Raw genomic sequence first — 21519 nt, forward strand, 5'->3', positions numbered from 1 at the left:
CGGCGCGCGACTTGGCGCGCATCCTCGCTGAAAACGCCCGCGAACGCCGCGCAAATTCCACGCAAATCCTACGAAAAGCGCCGCCTTGCGCAAGCTTTGCACCCGCCCTGCCGCCGTGGACTGCGGGGCTTCTCAAAGGTTGCTATACTTTTGGCCGTTTCCGGCCTGCCGTCTGACTGGTTTGCAAGACGATTCCAGGGCCGGGTGCCTCGCGCGTGTCCGCGCGCGCGGGCGACCCGCCGCCGTGCGGGCCCGAATTGTCGCAACGCCCCGTCGAGGGCGCCCCCAGCGGAGATCGTCTTGGCCGTTTCCAACCTCGTCGTGGACGATACACAACAAACCGACGCCGCCGCCGCTTCGTCGGGCAGCTCGTTTTATCTGGCGATGCGGATTCTGCCTGCCGCGCAGCGCGACGCCATGTATCAGGTCTACGCTTTTTGCCGCGCTGTCGACGACATCGCGGACAGCGACCTGCCGCGCGCCGAGCGCGCGGCGGCGCTCGACCAGTGGCGCGCCGACATCGACGCGTGCTACGCCGGCACGCCGCGCGCCTCGCTCGCGGCGCTCACGCGTCACATCCATACGTTCGGGCTTCAGCGCGAGGACTTCCACGCGATGATCGACGGCATGGCCATGGACGCGGCCGAAGACATCTGCGCGCCCGACGAAGCCACGCTCGACCTGTATTGCGATCGCGTGGCCAGCGCGGCGGGCCGCCTGTCGGTGAGAATTTTCGGGATGCAGGAAGCGCCGGGCCGCGCGCTGTCGCACCATCTGGGGCGCGCGCTGCAACTCACGAACATCCTGCGCGATATCGACGAAGACGCCGATATCAACCGCTGCTATCTGCCGCGCGAACTGCTGGCGCGCGAGGGTATCGGCGCGTCGAATCCGCACCAGATCGCCGCGGACGCCAAGCTGCCGCGCGTGTGCGACACGCTGGTCGCCCGCGCGCGCGCGCATTTCGCCGAAGCCGACGCGATCATGAACGCCTCGCCGCGCGCCGAAGTGAAGGCGCCGCGCATCATGTCGGGCGTGTATCGCGTACTGCTCGAACGCACGGTCGATCGCGGCTTCGACCTGCCGCGCACGAAAGTCAGCAAGCCGCGCGCGCGGCTGATGTGGATCGTCGCGCGCTACTGGCTGTTCTGATGCCGCGGCTCGTCCACGTGATCGGCGCGGGGCTGGCGGGTCTCGCCGCGTCCGCCCGGTTGCAGCGGCGTGGCGTGCAGGTCGCGCTCTACGAGGCGGCCAGTCAGGCGGGCGGGCGCTGCCGTTCGTACTACGACCGCACGCTTTCGGCCACGCTGGACAGCGGCAATCATCTGGTGCTCGCGAGCCACGCGCAAACGCTCGAATACGTGCGCGCGATCGGCGCCGCCGAGGCGCTTTCGGGTTCCCGCGAGCAGGGCTTCGCGTTCATGGATCTCGCGGCGCGCTCGCGCTGGACCGTGCGTTTCGCGCGCTCGCGCATGCCGTTCTGGATCGGCGACGCGCGCGCCCGCGTGCCCGGCACCCGCGCCGCCGACTATCTCGCGCTGCTGCCGCTGCTGTTCGCGAGGCCGGGCCGCACGATGGAGCAGACGATGCGCTGCGACGGCCCGCTATGGGACCGCCTGCTGCGGCCGTTTTTCGTTTCGGCGCTCAATGTCGAGCCGCGCGACGGCAGCGCGGAACTGGCCGGCGCGATGCTGCGCGAGGCGCTGGCGGCGGGCGGCGAGGCGCTGCGCCCGCTGGCGGCGCGCGGCGGCCTGTCCAGCGCGTTCGTCGATCCGGCGTTGCGCATGCTTCAGCACGGCGGCGCGGCGATTCGGCTCGATTCGCCGCTCAAGGAGATCGTGTACGACGGCGCGTCGCAGCGTGTCGCCGCCCTCGATTTCGCCGATGGACGCGTCGCGCTCGCGCCCGACGAAGCCGTGGTGCTTGCCGTGCCCGGCGCGACGGCGGCGACGCTCGTGCCCACGCTGCAAACGCCGCAACGCCACACCGCCATCGTCGCGGTGCATTTCGCGGTGCAGGCGCCGCCCGGGCTCGCCACGCCGATGGCGCTCGTCAACGGCACGGCCAACTGGCTGTGCGCGGGCGACGGCCGGCTTTCGGCGACAATCCACGACGCGCGCGACGTGCTCGACCTCGATCCCGAGGTGCTGGCGCGGCGCGTCTGGGGCGAGGTGGCCGCGGCCGCTTCGCTGCCGCTCGAACCGATGCCCGCGTGGCGCGTGGCCGCCGACGCCCGCGCGACCTTCGCGGCGGTGCCCGAAGAAGAGTGGCGCCGCCCCGCGACGCGCACTCGCTGGAACAACTTGATGCTCGCGGGCGACTGGACGGCTACCGGTCTGCCCGCAACGATCGAAGGCGCGATCCGCTCCGGCCGCAAGGCCGCGGATCTTCTGCTGACGGAGAATATGGAACGCCGATGAACGATTTATCCCACGCCCTGCCGACCGAAGACGAGCTTGTCAGCCGCCCTGCCAGCGCCGACACCGTCACGCCGACTTCCTCGCCCACGCCGCCTACGCTGTCCACGCCGCTCGCGCCGCTGCCCGGTTTCGCCGACGCGGCGCCCGCGCTGCCGCTGGTCGCTCACGACGCGGCCGGCACGCTCGACGCCAGCGTTGCGCGCGCCACCGAAGCCATTCTTGCCGACCAGCGCGCCGACGGCCACTGGGTCTACGAACTCGAAGCCGACGCCACGATTCCCGCCGAATACGTGCTGCTCGTGCATTACCTCGGCGAAGAAGCGAACCTCGAACTCGAGCAGAAGATCGGCCGCTACCTGCGCCGTATCCAGCAGCCGGGCGGCGGCTGGCCGCTGTTCACCGACGGCGCGATGGACGTGAGCGCGAGCGTGAAGGCCTACTTCGCGCTCAAGATGATCGGCGACGCCGAAAACGCCGAGCACATGGTGCGCGCGCGCGAGGCAATCCTGGCGGCGGGCGGCGCGGAACAGGTCAACGTGTTCACGCGCATCCTGCTCGCGCTGTTCGGCGTGGTGACGTGGTATGCCGTGCCGGTGATGCCGGTGGAAATCACGCTGCTGCCGCAGTGGTTCCCGTTCCATCTCACGAAGGTTTCGTACTGGGCGCGCACCGTGATCGTGCCGCTGCTCGTGCTGGGCGCGAAACGGCCGGTGGCGAAGAACCCGCGCGGCGTGCGTATCGACGAACTGTTCCGCGGCGCGCCCGTGAGCGTGGGGATGAACGCGCGCGCGCCGCATCAAAGCAAGGGCTGGTTCGGCTTTTTCCGCACCGTGGACGGCCTGCTGCGCGTGGTCGAGCCGCTCTTTCCGTCGTATCTGCGCCAGCGCGCGATCGACGCGGCCGTGGCTTTCGTCGACGAACGCCTGAACGGCGAGGACGGCCTGGGCGCAATTTTCCCGGCAATGGCGAACGCCGTGATGATGTACGAGGTGCTCGGCTATCCCGCCGACCATCCGCATCGCGCGATCGCCCGCCAGTCGCTCGAAAAGCTCGTCACCGAGCACACCGAGGAAGCGTACGTGCAGCCGTGTCTCTCGCCCGTGTGGGACACCTCGCTGGCCGCGCACGCGCTGCTCGAAACCGGCGAGCCGCGCGCCGAAGAAGCGGCGCGGCGCGGGCTCGAATGGCTGCGCCCGTTGCAGATTCTGGATGTGCGCGGCGACTGGATCTCGCGCCGTCCCGAGGTGCGCCCCGGCGGCTGGGCGTTCCAGTACGCGAACCCGCATTATCCCGATGTCGACGACACGGCCGTGGTCGTGGCCGCGATGGACCGCATGGACAAGGTCGACGGCGCGCATGCCTACGACACGCCCATCGCGCGCGCGCGCGAGTGGGTGGTCGGCATGCAGAGCGGCAACGGCGGCTGGGGGGCGTTCGAGCCGGAAAACACGCACGAGTATCTGAACAACATTCCGTTTTCGGACCACGGCGCGCTGCTCGACCCGCCTACGGCCGACGTCTCGGGCCGCTGCCTTTCCATGCTCGCGCAGCTTGGCGAACTGCCGGCCACGAGCGAGCCGGCGCGGCGCGCGTACCACTACCTCCTCGACGAGCAGGAAGCCGACGGAAGCTGGTACGGCCGCTGGGGCATGAACTACATCTACGGCACGTGGACGGCGCTGTGCGCGCTCAACGCCGCCGGCCTCGAACACGACGACCCGCGCATGCAGCGCGCCGCGAACTGGCTGATCCAGATCCAGAACGACGACGGCGGCTGGGGCGAGGACGGCGCGAGCTACAAGCTCGACTACCGCGGCTACGAGCGCGCCGCGAGCACCGCGTCGCAAACGGCGTGGGCGCTGCTCGGGCTGATGGCGGCGGGCAAGGTCGGCCATCCGGCCGTGGCGCGCGGCATCGAGTGGTTGCAGAACACGCAGCGCGAACACGGCCTGTGGGACGAAACGCGTTTCACGGCAACGGGCTTCCCGCGCGTGTTCTATCTGCGTTATCACGGTTATCGCAAATTTTTCCCGCTGTGGGCGCTCGCGCGTTACCGCAATCTCACGCGTGCGGGCCAAACGCGCGTGACGGTGGGGCTGTAAGCGCGATGCCGATATCGCGCGGTTCCACGCGGGCGCTGCCCGTGATCGCGGTGGCGGGCATGGCGTTCGAGGCGCGCGTGGCGGCGGGCTCGGGCGACGAGGGCGTGCGCGCCGTCTACGCCGCGCGCGCCGACCTGCTGCAAGCCGCGCTGGCCGCCGCGCTCGAAGGCGGCGCGGCGGGCATCGTGAGCTTCGGCACGGCGGGCGGGCTTGGCCCGGATCTGGAGCCGGGCACGCTGGTGATCGCGGACGCAGTGGACGGTCCGTTCGGGCGCGTGGCCACCGACGCCGCCTGGCGCGCGCGCATGGCCGACGCGCTGATGGCCTCGCCATTGGCCGCGAAAGTGCGGCGCGGCGTGGAAGCGGCCGTGGCGGCGCCGCTCACGGGTGCGGCGGAAAAGGCGGCGCTGCACCGCGCGAACGGCGCGCTCGCCGTCGACATGGAATCGCATCTGGCCGCCGCGGCCGCCGCCGCGCACGGCGTGCCGTTCGCGGTGTGCCGCGCCATCGTCGATCCGGCCTGGCGCAGCTTGCCCAAAGCCGCCATGGCGGGGTTGCGCGACGACGGCACCACGGCGGTTTTTCCCGTTATCCGCGAACTGGCGCGCGATCCGGCGCAACTGGGCGGCTTGTTGCGCATCGCAGCCGACGCCAAGGCCGCGCGGCAGACGCTGGCGGCCGCGCGCCGCATTCTGACGGAATCTGGCGCTTTTTTCCCGGTTTAATTTCGCGCGAATATTGAAAGATTAGGGAAAACCCTTATCTCTGATACCATCTCGGTGTTAACCCCAGGTTCTGCTCGAGCCTCGGGGCGGATCACATGCAGGGAGGGATCAGCCATGAATTTTCATACTCGCAAATGGGTCAAGCCTGAAGACCTGAACCCCAACGGCACGCTGTTCGGCGGCAGTCTGCTGCGCTGGATCGACGAAGAAGCGGCCATCTACGCGATTTGTCAGCTCGACAACCAGCGCGTCGTGACCAAGTTCATCTCGGAGATCAACTTCGTCAGCTCGGCGCGCCAAGGCGACATCATCGAACTGGGCATGACGGCCACGCATTTCGGCCGCACGTCCATCACGCTGCGCGCCGAAGTGCGCAACAAGATAACGCGCAAGAGCATTCTGACGATCGAGAAGATGGTGTTCGTGAACCTGGGCGCGGACGGCCAGCCCGCGCCGCACCACCGCGATCAAATTCGTTACGCCGACGAAGCCTACGAGCGTTATCGCCTGACCGTGCAGACCGCCGCCGACGCGACGGCGCTGGCGGCGGCGCGCGAAGCCGAGCGCGAGGGCGCGCAAACGCATTGAGCGTCGCGGGCCAACGGTTGCGCATGCTTTCTGTGCCGATAAAAAACCCGCCGGGTCTTGCGACTGGCGGGTTTTGATTTTCCGGCTCCGAATGTGGCGAAGGCCCGGCCGTGCGCTACAGCGACACGGTCTTGCTCGTGTCGGCGAGCGAACCCGGTTCGCGTGTCAAGGCGCCGACGCCGCCGAAGCCGGCACGGCCTGGGTCGCCTTCGCCGCCGAAGCCCCGCGAGGCGCCGACGCCGCCGGTACGCCCGCCGTTCCCGCCGCCGCCGCCGCGCCCGGACCCGCACCGCCCGCCGCGCCCGCGCCCGCCGTGCCGGTTGCGGCGCTCGTGCCGCTCGTTCCCGTCGCCGTTGCACCGCTCGCCGCCGCGCCCGAAGCCGCGCCGCTCGACTCGCCCGGATCTTCGTAATTCGGCAAGCCGTTCTCGCCGTTCGACTTCCCGCCGTCGCCGGTGTCGCCCGGATCGCCGTAATCGGGCAGCGGCGCGTTGTTGCTTTGCGAGCCGCGAATCATCGACTGGCGCTGCTGGCGGTACGCGTCGCGCACGAACGAATACTTGTCGAGCGCGGCCTGTTGCAGCAGGTCGGTCGCGCCCAGCAAGTCGGCGCGTGCGCTCACGAACTGCGTCACGTACATCGGGTTGCGCACCGCCGGCTCGATGTAGTTGAGGATGTTGAACTTGGTTTCGACGCCCATGCCGATGCCGTCGCGCACCGAACTCGGCCCGAACAGCGGCAAGACCAGATACGGGCCGGCCGGCACGCCGTAGTGGCCCATCGTCAGGCCGAAGTCCTGGTGATGCTTGGGCAGCCCCGCCGCCGTCGCGAAGTCGATCAGACCGCCCAGGCCGAAGGTGGAGTTCATGGCGATGCGCATGAGGTCTTCGGTGGCGTCGGTGACTTTCAGTTGCAGAACGTCGTTGGCGAAGTTGCTCACGTCGCCGATATTCGAAAAGAAGTTCGTGATCGCCTGACGCAGCGGCTGCGGCGTCACCTTCTGGTAGCCCTTTGCGATCGGCTGCGCGATGTGCGTGTCGAGCGCGTCGTTGAACTTGAAGATCGCGCGATTCGCGGGTTCGAATGGGTCGCCCGGCTTGCGGTCGGGGCCCGTGGCGCAACCCGACGTCGCGAGGAGCGTCAGGCTGGCCGCCGCCATGGTGAGCGCGGCGCGTTTTTTCTTCATCGGTCGATCCCCTGAATGTCCGATCGTGCGCGCTTGGCGCGCGGCTTGCCCATCAGCACCGGCTGGAACACCACGGCGCCGATCAGCGTGCAGAACAAGGACAGCGCGAGCAGTTTGCCCATGCTCGACGTGCCCGGATGATGCGAAAGCCACAGGCTGCCGAACGCCGTGGCCGTGGTCGCGGCGGAAAACAGCACCGCGTGCGTCAGGCTCGAATGGAGCAGCCCGGTTTGACCCGCGCGCCACGCCATCACGAAATAGATCTTGAACGCCACGCCCACCCCGAGCATCAGGGGAAGCGCAATGATGTTCGCGAAATTGAGCTGGATGCCGAACACCACGCATAGCTCCAGCGTGACGAGCGCCGAAACCAGCAGCGGAATCAGCGTGCGCAGCACGTCGCCGAAATGGCGCAGCGTGATCCACAGCAGCACCGTGATGAGCAGCACCGACCACGCCGCCGCTTGCAGGAACGCAAGAATGATGACGTTGGCCGAATGCAGGATCGAGATCGGGCCGCCGATCGCGCGCGGCTCGGCCTTCTTCACGGCGTGCGAGAAGCGCGCGAGCATCGCGTCGTCGTTGGCGTCGACGCCCGGCGGCACGCGCGGCGCGACGTCCACGATCGCCTGGCCGCCCGGCGCCACCCAGTCGCGCACCATCTCGGGCGGCAGATTTTCGCGCGTGATCGGCGTGGGCTGCAACAGGCGTTCCAGTTGCGCGAACGCGAGCGTGAGCGGCAAGCTGAACGCGCGCTCGGCGCGCTCGCGCGTGGCGGGGCTCGCGGCGGCGAGCTTCATCAGCGAATCGGAAAGATGCTTCGCTTCGGCGGCGCCCGGTCCCGGATGGTCGCCGGCCGCGAGCGCGAGCTGGTTGGCCGCGCGCTTGAGCGTGTCGGCGCGAACCTGGTCGGTGACGGGCGAGGCGGGCCGCTGCGTGAGCGCGGGCATCAACTGCTGCGCGGCGCTCGAAATCAGCATGAGCTTTTGCTGCTGATCCTCGGGAATCAGCGAGCTGAGCGTCACCGCGCGCGCCACTTCGGGCAGCTTCGCGAGCTTGACGGCGATCTGGTCGGCTTCGGCAAGCGAAGGCGCGAGCACGCTCACGTCGTTGATGGAAATGACGGGCGAATTCTTCAGCGCGATGAGCGTGGCCATCGACTCCGTATGCGGGTCTTTCAGATGCAGCGGATTGAAGTCGAAGCGCAGATGCAGCAGCAGCGGCGACGCGCCCAGCACGACCACGAGCGTGCCGATCAGCACCGGCTTGCGATGTTCGGCGAGCCAGGTGTCCACGGGCGCGAGAAACGCGAAGCCCGGCGAGGCGCGCTCGCCCTTCGGCTTGAACACGCTGATGAGCGCGGGCAGCAAGGTCATGTTGGCGAAGTACGCGACGAACATGCCCACGCCCGCGATCTGCCCGAGTTCGGAAAGGCCGCGGTACGCGGTCGGCATGAACGAGAAAAAGCTTTCGGCGACGGCGATGGCGGCCAGCGTCAGCGGCAGGCCGATCAGCCGCGCCGTTTTGAGGATCGCGGCGTCGAGCCGGTTGTCCTGGAAACGCTCCTCCCGATACTTCACGCCGAACTGCACGCCGAAGTCCACGCCCAGGCCGACGAACAGCACCATGAACGCGACCGAAAGCATGTTGAGCGAGCCGATCATCATGAGCCCGAGCGCCGCCGTGACGACGAGGCCCACGACGAGCGTGACGAGCACCGCGCCGATCAGGCGGCCCGAGCGCAGCGCGAGCCACAGGATCACGAGCACGACGATCGCCGTGATGATGCCGTTGAGCGCGGCGCCTTGCTGCACCGAGGCGAATTCGTCGTCGGCGAGCGGTTGTTCGCCCGTCAGGCGGATATGCGCGCCGTATTCGGCGTCGAGGTGCAGCGAGGCGGCGGCCGCGCGAATGGCTTCGTCGGCGTTCGCACCGGCCTTGAGCGCGGCGAAGTTCAGCACGGGCTGCACGGTCACGAACGCGAACGCGGGCTTCGCGGCCGCGTCCTTGTCGACGAGCGCGCGCCAGGAGAACGCAGTGGGCTTGCCCGCGAGCACCTGGTCGACGACGTTCGCGGCGCTGCCCAGCAGGTTGGCCATTTGCGGCAGTTTCACCTGACCGATGGTGAGCGGCAGTTGCAGCGTGGTGGTGAGCGTGCTCGCGAGGCCGGCGAGACTCGGGTCTTTCGCGAGCTGGTTGACGAGCGGGCGCGCCTGCACGAGCTGGCCCGTGGTGGAGAGCACGGTTTGCGTCGACGGGAACAGCAGGCCGTTATGTTCGAAGAACGGGCCGCCCGCGGGCTGCGAAACCGAGCTGAATTCGCGCGTGTCCTGCTTGAGCGCCTGCGCGAGCTTGTCGGCGGCGGCGTCAGCGAGTTCGGGCGCGTCGGCCTGCACCACCACGAGCAGCGAGCTCGCGCGCTGCGGAAAGGCCTGGTTCTTGGCGTCGCTCAACGCGGCCCATTCGGCGTTGTTCTCGACGAGACCGCTGACGTCCGTGTTGATCTTGAAATGTTTCGCGACGTACGCGCCGCTCAGCACGGCAAGCACGATCGCAAGTGCGATGACCCACGCCGCGCGGCGCACCGACCAGGCGACGAGATGAACGATGAATGGCTTCAACATACAGGCGAGGGGGCCTTGTCAATTTAGGTTTTTTGACGCGAAGCGCTCAAGTATACCGGCCTCGCCCGTTGCGGCGCGGGAGGCGCGCAACCTCGCCCACGGAGCGCGTGCGTCAAAGCCGTTATACTGGCTCAGCCGGCGGCGCGGTCTCCCGCGTCAGGCTGGCGCCTGTTCTCACTGTTCCAGAAGAGCGTATGAAACGTTACTTGACCGCATTTCTCGCCGCCGCCTGTCTCACGGGCGCATCGAGCGCCGCTTTCGCGCAGTCCTCGCCGGACGCCGTGGTGAAGGCCGCAGTCGAAGGCACCGTGAAGGCAATGCAAGCCGACCCGCAAGCGAAGGGCGGCGACATGAACAAGATCACGCAGGTGGTCGAGACCCATTTCGTACCGGCCACGGACTTTCAGCGGACCACGCGCATCGCCATCGGCAAGGCATGGACGACCGCCACGCCCGAACAGCAGCAGAAGCTTTATGAGCAATTTCAGCTCCTGCTGGTGAAGACTTACGCGTCCTCGCTCGCGCAGCTTCGCGACACGCAGGTGACGTTCAAGTTCGTGCCGTCCAACACGGGCGCGGGCGCGAAAGACACGGTCGTGCAATCGCACGTCATCAGCAACGGCGGCGACGACGCCATCGACTACCGCATGGAGAAGGGCGCCGGCGGCTGGAAGATTTACGACATCAACATGATGGGCGCGTGGCTCATTCAGGTGTATCAAACGCAATTCGCCGACCAGATCGCGAAAGGCGGCATCGACGGGCTCATCAAGTTTCTCGTCGATCACAACGCGCGCAGTTGAACGCGCGTAGTCGAGCGCGCGCAGTCGAGCACTTATCGTCGTGCTCAATGTAGACGTGAAAACGGGCGGCTTCGCCATGCGAGCCGCCCGCGTCATTTCCGGCGGTGCTCCACCGCGAACTTGATCAACTCCGCCTGACCTTCTATCTCCAGCTTGCGCTTGAGATTGAGCCGATGCGTTTCCACCGTGCGAACCGAAAGCCCTTCGCGCTGGGCGATCTGCTTGCTCGACAGTCCTTCGGCGAGCGCATCCAGCATGTCGCGCTCGCGCGGCGTGAGGCGCTCGATGGGCGCGTTGCGCGCCGACGCCTGAATCATGCGCGCGCTCAGCGCCGCGCTGAAATAGGTTTGCCCGGCCAGCACGGCTTCGATCGCGCGAATGATTTCCGTGGCCGGCGAATCCTTCAGCACATAGCCGCTCGCGCCCGCGTGTACGGCTTCGCTCACATACTGCACGTTGTCGTGCATGGAAAGCATCAGCACGCGAATGGCGGGAAAGCGCTCGTGAAAAATGCCCGCGAGTGCGATGCCGTTCATGCCCGCCATGCCCACGTCCATGAGCACGAGGTCGGGTTCGAGCGTGGCCGCGAGCGCGATGGCTTCGCTCGCGTTGCCCGCTTCGCCCGCGACTTCGAAACCGGGTACGGCTTCGAGCCGCGCGCGCAGACCGTCGCGCACGAGCGGATGGTCGTCGACGAGCACGAGGCGCGCGGTTTTCGCGGGTTGATTGACATTCATTGCGGTGAAAATCCGATTTCGACGCCAGGTGTGCAAGCATAACCGGGCGTGCGCGGCGCGGCGGCGATATCCCGCCGGCGCGCCGGTTTTTCGCGATAAATGCCGCGCGGCCCGCGAGAGGCCGGCGCGTTTTCAGTCGACGTTCACGAAGCGCGCGCCGCCAAAACGCGCCGCGCCGATTTGCCGGCGGACGAGGAAAGCGCTCTGCCAGCCGCTTCCCCCAGGCCCTTACCACTTCCAGTTCAAGCCCGCCACGCCGCTGTAGTTCTGCTCGTGGTTGCCGACGTCCGCCGAAACGCGCGCGAACACCGAGGCGTGCTTGCCCACCGCCCACTCGCCGCCCGTGCCCACGTGCGCGATCGTGCGGGCGAGCGGCGTGCCGCCCGCCTGATACACGTAGTCGGGCGCGCTCGCGAACGCCGCGTTGACCGTCTGGCTCGTGCTGCCGAAGCGCTGCTGCACGTTCGCGTCGACTTCCCACGTATTCGTGCCGCCGCCGCTGCGCTGCTGCGTGAACAGATAACGCACGCCGGCCACGCCCGTCGTCGCCGCCTGGCCCGTGCCCTGGTAAGCGAGATCGAACAGGCCGCCGCCGCTTTCGGTGTAGCCCGCCTGGCCGTAGTGGCCGAAGCGCACGCCAAGGTACGGTTGCAGCGTCATGTCGTCACGCAGATGCAGGCTCAAACCGCTCTCGACATATGCCGTGGCCGATTGCGTCTGCACGCTGCCGCGCGGATTGCCGCTCAGGTCGCCGAGCGTCACCGAACGGTTCACCGAGTTGGCCCAGCGTCCCGTGCCGACCATCGCCCGCGCGTAGAACGGCTGTTCCGCCGGCGTCCACGCGCCGTACACGAGCGCTTGCCAGCCGTTCGCATGACCGCTCGCGCCCGGCTCGTCGAAGCCGAGGTCGCTGTAGTCGGCATCGACGGCCACGCCCACGCGCACGTCGCGCAGCACCACGCGGTCGTAACCGACCGTGAGCGAACTCGTGCGCACGTCGAGCGCCGAGCTGCCCACCGAGGCGTCGCCCGAGTCGTGCGACTGGCCGTAACGCACCTGCGCCCACAGATCGTTCGACGGACGCGCCATCGAAGCCGCCGTCAGGCGATCGCCCACCGTGTTTTGCAGCGCCTCGGCGTTCTGGCGCGCCACGCGCAGCAGGTTCGCGCCTTCGTCGCCGGCCATCTGCGCGAGCGCGCCGCGCGCGCCCGCCGTCGATTGCATCAGCAGCGCGCCGGTGATGGCGTTGCCGCTCGCGCCCGCCGCGTAGATGCGGTTGAGCGCGCTCGCCACCTGCAACTGGTTCTGGTTCTGGCCGACCATGCCGAAGCCCGCGAAGAGGCCCGTCTGCCAGAAAATCGACGCGATGTTCAGCGTGAGATCCACTTCCTGGCCTGCGTAGCTCAGCGTGGGCGCGAGGTACGCGTAGTCGGTCGTGACGCCCGCGAACTCGCCGGTGCGCGTGCCCGTGTAGGTGAGGATCGCGACGGTCGTGTTCGGCTTCCAGTTGTCCGGGCCGGCGGTGACGACGACCTTCGAACCGCCGTTCGTGCCGCTCGACGCGAGGGCGACGTCGCCGTTCACGGCCACGCTGCCGGCCTGACCCGCCGCCGTCGCGCTCACCACGAACTGCGAACCGTCGTTCATCGCCAGATTGCCGACGATGTGCAACGGGCTGCCCGGCGTTTTCGCGGCGAGCGTGCCGCCCGCGTTGATGGTCGCGTTGCCGGTGAGCGTGCCGCTGCCGTAGAGCGTGCCGCCTGCGTTCACCGCGACGTTCGCCGCCGTGGCCGTATCCACCTGCACGGTGCCGCCGTTATCGACGATACCGAGACTCGCGCTCGCGAGGTTTTGCACGAGGCCGCCGTTCGTGACGGTGACGCCGGCCACGTCGCCGTCGCCGGTGAGCGTGCCGCCGCTGTTCACGACCGTGTTCGACACGGTGCTGCCCGAATGCACGAGCTGCGTGCCGCCCGCGTCGACGGTCGTATCCGAAGCCGTGCCGCCGGAGCTGACCACCTGCGTGCCGCCCGCGAGCATGGTCTGGTCGGCGATGGCGTCGGCCTGCACTTCCTGCAAGCCGCCGCTGTTCACGAGCGTGCCCGTGGCCGTGCCGCCGAACGCGACTTGCTGCACGCCGCCGCTGTTGACCACGGCGTTGTTCGCGTAGCCCATGACCACGCCGTCGACGTATTGCCGGCCGCCCGCGTTGATGGTCGTGTCGTTGGCCACGCCGCCCGCCAGCACGTTTTGCGTGCCGCCGCTGTTCACGACGGTGGTGCTCGCCACCGCGCCTTCGAGCAGCGTTTGCGTGCCGCTCGCGGCGAGCGTCGTCTGGTTCGCGGCGCCGCCGGAGGAAACCGTCTGCGTGCCGCCGCTCGACACCACGGTGTTTTGCGCGACGCCGCCCGACGAGACGTTTTGCGCGCCGCCCGCCACCGTCGTGCTGTTCGCCGTGCCCGCGACCGTTTGCGTGCCGCCCGCCGAAACCAGCGTGCCTTGCGCGCTCGCGCCCGCCGCGACGTGCTGCGTGCCGCCGCCGCCGACCGTGGCGCTCACCGCGCCGCCGCCGGCCGAAACCTGCTGCGTGCCGCCCGAGATCACCGAGCCTTGCGCGAGACCGCCCGCCGAAACCACTTCCGTGCCGCCCGAGCCGACGTTCGTGCCGCTCGTCACGCCGCCCGAAAGCACCGTGAACGTGCCGCCGTTTTCCACCAGCACGTTGGTCGCCGAATTGGCCGCCACCTGGAACGCGCCGCTCGCGTTGCTGCCGCTCACCGTCGCCGAGGTGTTGCCCGTGAAGGCCGCGCCCGCGCTCTGCGCGAGGGTCGCGCTGCCCGCGCTCGTGACCGTGGCCGAGCCGCCGCCGAGCACGGTGATGCTGCCGCCCGTGCCGCCGCTCGACACGGTGATCTGGCCGCCCGAGAGCACCAGCGTGCCGCTGGCCGCGCCGCCCGACACCACGGTTTGCGAGCCGCCGCTCGACACCACCGAACTGGTCGCGCTGCCGCCCGACGACACCGCCTGGGTGCCGCCGCTCGACACGGTCGTGCCGCTGGCCGCGCCGCCCGAGACGACCGACTGCGTGCCGCCGTCCGTGACCGCCACGCCGCTCGCCACGCCGCCGGACGACACATACTGCGTGCCGCCGCTCGCGACCGTGACCGCGCCCGCGCTGCCGCCCGCCGAGACGTTCTGCGTGCCGCCCGCGCTCACCAGCGTGCCCGAGGCGATGCCGCCCGAGGCCACGTTCTGCGTGCCGCCGCTCGCCACGGTCGTGTTCAGCGCCGTGCCGCTCGTCTGCACGTACTGCGTGCCGCCGCTGCCGACCAGCGTGAGCACCGCGCTGCCGCCGGCCTGCACGTTCTGCAAGCCGCCCGAGCGCACCTGCGTGCCCGCCGCGACGCCGCCCGACTGCACGTCCTGCAAGCCGCCGCCGGAAACCGTCGTGCCGCTCGCCGTGCCGCCCGCGGCGACCGACTGCTTGCCGCCGCTCGCCACCGTGGCGTCCTGCGAAAGACCGCCCGAAGCAACCGTTTCCACGGCGCCCGAGCCGACCTGCGTGGCGCTGGCCGCGCCGCCGGCCGACACCGTGAGCGCGCCGCCGCCGCCGATCTGCGTGGCGTTGGCCTGACCGCCCGAAACGACCTCGACCGTGCCATGCGCGTTGATCTGCGTGCCGCTCGCGGTGCCCGAAACGTGCATGGCGCCGCCGCTTGCGACGATCGCGTTGTCGGCCACGCCGCCCGAGGCGACGTTCACCGTGCCGCTCGCGCCCACCACCGTGCCGCTGGCGGTGCCCGAGACGGCCTGCGTGCCGCCGCCCGCGACCGCCGTGCCGCTGGCCGTGCCGCCCGCCGCGACCGTTTCCGTGCCGCCGCTGCCCACGTGGTCGCCGAACGCGCTGCCGCCGGAGAGCACCGTGAAGGCGCCGCCGTCCGCGACGAGCACGCCCGAAGCCACGTTGCTGCGCACCGAGAACGCGCCCGACGTATTGCTGCCGTTGAGGATCGTGCCCGAGGTATCGGCGACGAGCGCGGCGCCCGTCTGTTGATCGAGACCGTCGACAGTGCCGCCGCCCGTGAGCGTGAGTTGCGCGCCCGAGGCCAGCGTGGTGCCGCTCGCGACGCCGCCCGACAGCACGTTTTGCGCGCCGCCCGCGCCGACCGCCGTGGCGTTCGCCGAGCCGGAATTCGCGACCGTCTGCACCGCGCCGCTGCCGACATTGGTGCCCGACGCGGCGCCGCCCGAAGCGACGTTTTGCGTCGCGCCGTCGAGCGTGGTGCCGAGCGCCGTGCCCGAGACGGTTTGCGTGCCGCCGTCGAAAGTCGCGCCGATGACGAAGCCGCCCGCGGCCACGGTCTGCGCGCCGCCGGAGACCACCGTGCCGGTGGCGATGCCCGAGACGTTCTGCGTGCCGCTCGCGCCGATCGTCGTGCCGGCCGCGCTGCCGCCGAACGCCACGCTTTGCACACCGCCGCCCTCGACGCTGCCGCCCGTGGCCGTGCCGCCCGACATCACGCTTTGCTGCGCGCCCGAGCCCGCCACGGTCGTGCCCGAAGCCGTGCCGTAGAGCGTTTGCGTACCGGAAAGCACGGTGTCGATCACCGCGCCCGAGACCACTTGCGTCGCGCCCGCATCGACGAGACTGCCCGATGCCGCGCCGCCCGCGTCCACGTTCTGCTGCGCGCCGCCTTCGACGTGCGCGTCCGACACGACGCCGCTTGCGCCCACGTTCTGCGTGCCGCCCGACTGCACGTCGGTGGCCGTGGCCGTGCCGCCGGAGGCGACGGATTGCACGCCGCCGCTGCCGACCGTCGTGCCGCTCGCGCTGCCGAGCAAGCTCACGCTTTGCGTGCCGCCCGAGAGCGTCGTGCCCAACGCGCTGCCGCCCTCCACCTGCTGCACGCCGCCCGTCGAAACCGTGGTGCCGCTCGCGACGCCGCCGCTCACGCGCTGCTGCCCGCCCGCGCCGACGCTGGTGTTGCCGGCGCTCGCGCCGCTCGTGAGCACCTGGCTGCCGCCGTTCGCGACCACCGTGTCGGTGGCGCTGCCCGCCACGTTCTGCGTGCCGCCCGAAAGCACCGAGCCGCTTGCCGCGCCGCCCGCGCTCACGGTTTGCGAGCCGCCCGCGAACACCGTCGTGGCGCTCGTGCTGGCGCCTTGCGCGACGTTTTCCGCGCCGCCGCTCATCACTTGCGTGCCGCTGGCCGCGCCGCCCGAGGCCACGTTCTGCGTGCCGTTCGCGCCGACCGTGCTGGCCTCCGCGCTGCCGCCCGAAGCGACGTTGAGCGAGCCGCCGTTTTCGAGCAGCACGTTGCTCGCGACGCCGCCCGAGATCGAGAACGCGCTGTTTGCGTTGTTGCCGTCGACGGTTGCGCCCGTATCGGTGATGAGCGCCGCGCCCGCTTGCTGATCGACGTTCGTGGCCGTCGCGCCCGCCGAAACCGCCAGCGTGCCGCCGCCTTGCACCGAAGCCGAACCCGCGCTGCCGTTTGCCGCGACGCTCAGGCGCGCGCCGCTCGACACCGTCGTCAGGTCCGCGGCGCCGCCCGCGAGAACGGATTGCGTGCCGCCCGAAAGCAGCGTGGCCGAGGTCGAAACGCCGCCCGCGCCGAGAATTGCCGCGCCGCCGCCGGACACCACGGCGTGGTCGAGCGAGCCGCCCGAGACGGCGCTGGCGGTGCCGCCCGCGAGCACCTGCGTGCCTTCGGCGCTGGCGTTGCCGCTCACGAGCTGCGTGCCGCCCGTATGCACGGACGCCGAGTTCGCCACGCCGCCCGCGACGTTTTGCGCGCCGCCCGCGTAGATTTGCGTGCCGTCCGCTTCGCCGCCCGAGTTCACGTTTTGCGCGCCGCCGCTCACGACCGTGCCGGTTGCCGTGCCCGCGACGTTCTGCGCGCCCGCGCTGATGGTGGTGCCGGTCGCCGTGGCGCCGGCCTGCACGGTTTGCGTGCCGCCCGAGATCACGGCGCCGGCCGCCGCGCCGCCCGCCGCGATCGTCATCGAGCCGGCCGCTCTCACGACCGTGCCCGTGGCGCTCGCGTCGGCGTTCACGTTCTGGGTGCCGCCCGCCGCGACGACGGTGCCCGTCGCCGCGCCGTCCACGTCCTGCGTGCCGGAGATCGTCGCCGAAACCGACTGGCCGCCCGCCTGCACCTGCTGTTCGCCGCCCGCCTGCACGGTCGCGCCGGTGGTCACGCCGCCCGCTTGCACCGCTTCGTGGCCCGAGTTGCCGACCACGGTGTTGAGCGACGAGCCGCCCGCGAGCACCGTGAGGCTGCCGCCGTTCATCACCTGCACGCCCGACGCCACGTTGCCGCTGATGCGGAAGTCGCCGCTCGGGCCGGTGCCCGAGAGCAGGCCGGCCGTGTCGGCAGTCAGGATCGAGCCGGCGTTTTCGGTCACGCCGAGCGCCGAGCCGCCGCCCGAAAGCGTGAGCGCGCCGCCCGAATTCATCGTCAGCCCGGAAACCGCGCCGTTCGACGCCACCGCGACCGTGCCGCCCGCCGCGACCGTATCGCCATAAGCCTGGCCGCCCGCGAGCACCTGCTGCTGGCCGCCGCTGACGGCCGTGCCGCGCGCGACGCTGCCCGTGCCGATCTGCTGCGTGCCGCCGTAGACGGTGGTTGCCGACACCACGCCGCCCGCCTGCACCGCCTGCGTGCCGCCGCGCACGGCGGTGCCGCTCGCCACGCCGCTCACGTTCTGCGTGCCGCCCGACGAAACCGTCGTGCCGCTCGCGAGCGCGCCCGCCGCCACGTTCTGCTGGCCGTCCGCGCTGACGGTCGCCGCGTTCGCGATGCCGCCGCTCTGGATCTGCTGGGTGCCGCCCGAGATGCGGTCGCTCGTGGTCACGCCGCCATTGGCGACGGTTTCGGTGCCGCCCGCGCCGATCGAGTTGGCGCTGCCCGAGCCGCCGTTGAGGATCGAGAGCGCGCCGCCCGACGAAACGCTCGTGCTGGTGGCGCGCGCACCCGCCGAAACGGCGAGCGTGCCGCCGTCAAGTTGCAGGCCCGCCGCCGCCGCGCTGTTGGCGAGCGTGACCGCGCCGCCCGCCAGCACCGTGGCCGAGGTCGTGGAGGCCGCGCTGCCGTTGACGGTCTGGCTGCCGCCCGCCGACACCACCGCGCCCTCGCTCGCGCCGCTCACCCATTCGCTGCCGCCGCCCTGGATCTGCGTGCCCGAGGCGCGCGCGTATTGCGCGATCGTCTGCGTCGCGCCGTTGTTGACGACGGTGCCGCTCGCCGCGCCGCTCGTGACGGCTTCGGTCGATCCGGCGGCGAGTTGCGTGCCGACCGTCGCGCCGCCCACCACGTTGACGGTCGTGCCCGTCGCCGCACGGGTGTTGCTCGCGACGCCGCCCGAAACGTACAGCGCGCCGCTGTCGAACTGCGTGTCGTAGGTCGTGCCCGCCGAGACGATTTGCGTGCCGCCCGAGATCACCGTGCCGCTCGTCGCGCCGCCGGTCACGTATTCGTTCGCGCCGGCCAGCACGAGCGTGCCGCTCGCCACGCCGCCGCCCACGTATTCCGCGCCGCCCGCGCCGAGCGTCGTGTCGCGGGTCACGCCGCTTGCGCGCACGAACACCGTGCCGCCCGAAGTCACGGTCGTGTCGTTGGTCACGCCGCCCGAAGCGGTGAGCGTGCCCGAATTGCTGACGGTCGCGTTGTTGAGCGTGCCGCCGCTCACGACGCCGGTGCCATAGGCGCTGATCGTCGCGTCCTGGGCCACACCGCCCGAAACCGTGAGATTGCCGCCGCTGCTGACGAGCGTGCTGGACGCCGTGCCGCTCGAAAGCACGGTCAACTGGCCGCCGTTTTCGAGGATCACGTTGGTGGCGACGTTGCCGCTCACCGAGAACGCGACGTTGTCCTTGTTGGTGCCGTTGGTGATCGTCGCGGAGGTGTTGGTGACGAGCGCGCCGCCCGACGAAACCATCACCTGATCCGCAAAGCCGCCCGCGTCGACTTCGAAGCGGCCGTTGCGGTCGACCGTCGTCGCGAGCGCAATGCCGCCGTCGTTGACGATGGTGTTGCCACCCGCGCCGACTTCCGTGACCGTCGCGCTGCCGCCGTTGAGCACGGTGAGCACGCCGGTGTATTCGATCAGCGTGTTGCTCGCCACGTTGCCCGACACCGTGAAGTTGCCGTTGTGGTTGGTGCCGCTGGTGATGACCGCCGAGGTGTTGGTGATGAGGCCGCCGCCGGCGCTTTGCATCACCAGATTGGCCGAGCCGCCCGCGTCCACTTCGAGCGTGCCGGCGAGCAGCGTCGTCTGGTTGGCGTAGCCGCCGTTGTTCACGGTCAGTTTGGCCGCACTGCCGTCGAGCACGACGTTCGACGCCACGTTGTTCGAAACGTAGAAGGCGCCGCTGGTGGCGTTCGACGCGTTGACGATCGTCGCCGAGGTGTTGGTGATGATCTGGCCGCCCGAACCTTGCGAGACGACGTCGGCGGTGCCGGCCGCATCGACTTGCAGGATGCCGCCCGCGGAATACACGGTGTCGCTGGCGAGGCCGCCCGAGAGCGCGGTCAGATGACCCGTGCCCACGATCTGCGTGTGCGTGGCGACGTTGTCCTGGATCGTGAAGCCGTTGCCGTTGTCGGTGCGCGTGTTGGTGCCCGAAAGCACGGTCGACGAGGTCGTGGCGACGAGGCCGCCGTTCGCGTTCTGCACGATGCCGGTGGCCGTGGCGCCCGATTCGATCGTGAACGTGCCGCCCGAATTGACGGTGCCGGAGGTCGCGCTGCCGCCCGAATGCACGTCGACGTTGCCGCCGCTGGAGACCACGGCGTTGTTGGTCGCGCCGCCGGAGCTGACCACCTGCGTGGCGTTGGTGCCGCTCACGAGCGTTGCGTTGGCCACGCCGCCCGTCTGCACCGTGTCGATGGAGGCGGTGCCGACGGTGGTGTTGTTCTCGGTGCCCGCGACCGACTGCGTGGCGTAGTACGGATAGCTGCCGCTCAGCACGGAGCCGTTTGCGGTGGCGCCCGCCGAAACGGTCGCCGACGCGCCGTAGTTGACGAGCGCCGCGTTCAGCGTGCCGCCGCTCGACACGTTGACGCTGCCGCCCGAATTGACCGTGGTGGAAGTGGCCGCGCCGCCCGCGATCGTTTCCGTGCCGCCGTAGCCGACCGAGGTCCGGTTCGCGGAGCCGCCCGCCGAAACGATCTGGCTGCCGCCCGAACTGACGGCGGCCGAATTGGCGAGGCCCGAGTTGGCCACCGTCTGGGTGGCGCCGCTCGTGATGTTCGCGTAGCTCGCCACGGCGCCCGCGCCCGTCACGTTTTGCGCGCCGCCGCTCGTCACGAGCGTGGAAACGGCAATGCCGCCGCTCACGTTCTGCGTGCCGCCCAGCACCTGCGTATTCGAGGCGACGCCGTTGGCGAACGCCACTTCCGTGCCGCCCGAGCTCACGACCGTGCCGCTCGAATGCTCGTTCGCGAGCACGTCGAGCTCGCTGCCGTTGGTGAGCACGTAGCCGGTGGCGACGCCCGCGGTCGTCGTGAAGGCCGTGCCGTTGGCGTTGGTGCCGGAGACCGTGCCCGAAGTGGTGGCCGAAATGGTCGAGCCCGAGAAAAGCACAAGACCCGTTACCGTCGCGCCCGCCGCGATCGCTTCATGCCCGCCCGACGAAACCGTCACGCCCGTGGCGCGGCCGCCGCTCGCCACGTCCTGCGTGCCGCCGGCGCTGACCGTCGTGGTGGAGGCGACGCCCGCCGCATACACCGTCTGCACGCCGCCGCTGCCGATCGTCGACGAATTGGCCACGCCGCCCGAGTTGACGTTCTGCGCGCCGTTGACCGTCGACGAATTCGCGGTGGCGGCCCACACGTTTTGCGCGCCGCCCGCGTTGATCGTGGTCGCGGCGGCGGTGCCGCCCGAGAGGTTTTGCGTGCCGCCTGCGTTGATCGTGGTCGACGACGCAACGCCGCTCGACACGTTCTGCGTGCCGCCCGCGTTGACCGTCGTTGCCGTTGCGGTGCCGCGCACGGTTTGCGCGCCGCCGCTGTTCACGCGCGTGGCGGTCGTGCTGCCGCCCGCGGAGACGTATTGCAGGCCGCCGCCGCCCACGGCGACGTTGGCGGTCGCGCCGCTCGGCTCGACAATCTGCGTGCCGTCCGTGACCGTTTCGCCGTTGATGATGACGCCGCTCGTGACGTCGGACGTGAAGGCGGGAGGCGCGGGCGTGGCCGTCGCCATGACGGCGTGCAGGCCGAGCAGCGAAAACAGGCCCGCGAGCAGGCGCGAAACACGGCGCCGGCGATTGCCGAAGACGTGTTGGCAGAATTTACGGCGGAAGGTGATCGGCTTCATTGTTGATGACAGTTG

Annotated in this window: 10 protein-coding genes; 6 read left to right on the forward strand and 4 right to left on the reverse strand. The window is 70.1% G+C overall.

Translation table 11 applies throughout. The features are described 5' to 3' along the window. The first annotated feature begins 300 nt into the window (after nt 1–300). The 5 genes from hpnD to U5805_RS25190 all read left to right on the forward strand — a co-directional run bounded on the left by hpnD (nt 301) and on the right by U5805_RS25190 (nt 5835). Complete coding sequence (gene hpnD, locus U5805_RS25170) at nt 301–1152, forward strand: presqualene diphosphate synthase HpnD (protein ID WP_322106221.1); 852 nt, start codon at nt 301–303, stop codon at nt 1150–1152. Beyond that, nucleotides 1152–2420 carry a hydroxysqualene dehydroxylase HpnE gene (gene hpnE, locus U5805_RS25175; RefSeq protein ID WP_322106222.1) on the forward strand — a complete coding sequence of 423 codons (1269 nt, stop codon included), beginning with the start codon at nt 1152–1154 and terminating at the stop codon, nt 2418–2420. The genes hpnD and hpnE overlap by 1 nt, the downstream gene beginning before the upstream one ends. Continuing rightward, nucleotides 2417–4522, forward strand: coding sequence for a squalene--hopene cyclase (shc, locus tag U5805_RS25180; RefSeq protein WP_322106223.1), 2106 nt, complete (start codon nt 2417–2419; stop codon nt 4520–4522). The genes hpnE and shc overlap by 4 nt, the downstream gene beginning before the upstream one ends. 5 nt (nt 4523–4527) lie before the next feature. After that, on the forward strand, nt 4528–5247 hold the full coding sequence (locus tag U5805_RS25185; protein WP_322106224.1) for a phosphorylase: 720 nt from the start codon (nt 4528–4530) through the stop codon (nt 5245–5247). 114 nt (nt 5248–5361) lie between these two features. Then, entirely contained in the window at nt 5362–5835 is a 474-nt protein-coding gene (locus tag U5805_RS25190; RefSeq protein ID WP_322106225.1) for an acyl-CoA thioesterase, read from the forward strand. A 165-nt stretch (nt 5836–6000) separates the two neighbouring features. Here the strand turns inward: U5805_RS25190 and U5805_RS25195 are convergent, their stop codons facing one another. After that, nucleotides 6001–7020, reverse strand: coding sequence for a VacJ family lipoprotein (locus U5805_RS25195; protein ID WP_322106226.1), 1020 nt, complete (start codon nt 7018–7020; stop codon nt 6001–6003). Then, a complete protein-coding gene (locus U5805_RS25200; protein WP_322106227.1) occupies nt 7017–9644 on the reverse strand; it encodes an MMPL family transporter in 2628 nt (875 codons plus the stop codon). Before U5805_RS25200 ends, U5805_RS25195 begins: the two co-directional genes overlap by 4 nt. 194 nt (nt 9645–9838) lie before the next feature. Between U5805_RS25200 and U5805_RS25205 the strand changes: the two genes are divergently transcribed. Further along, nucleotides 9839–10447, forward strand: coding sequence for an ABC transporter substrate-binding protein (locus tag U5805_RS25205; protein ID WP_322106228.1), 609 nt, complete (start codon nt 9839–9841; stop codon nt 10445–10447). A 92-nt stretch (nt 10448–10539) separates the two neighbouring features. Here the strand turns inward: U5805_RS25205 and U5805_RS25210 are convergent, their stop codons facing one another. Together U5805_RS25210 and U5805_RS25215 are read right to left on the reverse strand one after the other, a co-directional pair. Then, a complete protein-coding gene (locus tag U5805_RS25210; protein ID WP_322106229.1) occupies nt 10540–11184 on the reverse strand; it encodes a response regulator transcription factor in 645 nt (214 codons plus the stop codon). Nucleotides 11185–11412: 228 nt separating this feature from the next. Further along, on the reverse strand, nt 11413–21504 hold the full coding sequence (locus U5805_RS25215; RefSeq protein WP_322106230.1) for an AIDA repeat-containing protein: 10092 nt from the start codon (nt 21502–21504) through the stop codon (nt 11413–11415). Between the last annotated feature and the right edge of the window lie 15 nt (nt 21505–21519).

Origin of the sequence: Paraburkholderia sp. J41, assembly GCF_905220235.1 — a bacterium.
Taxonomy (GTDB): Bacteria; Pseudomonadota; Gammaproteobacteria; order Burkholderiales; family Burkholderiaceae; genus Paraburkholderia.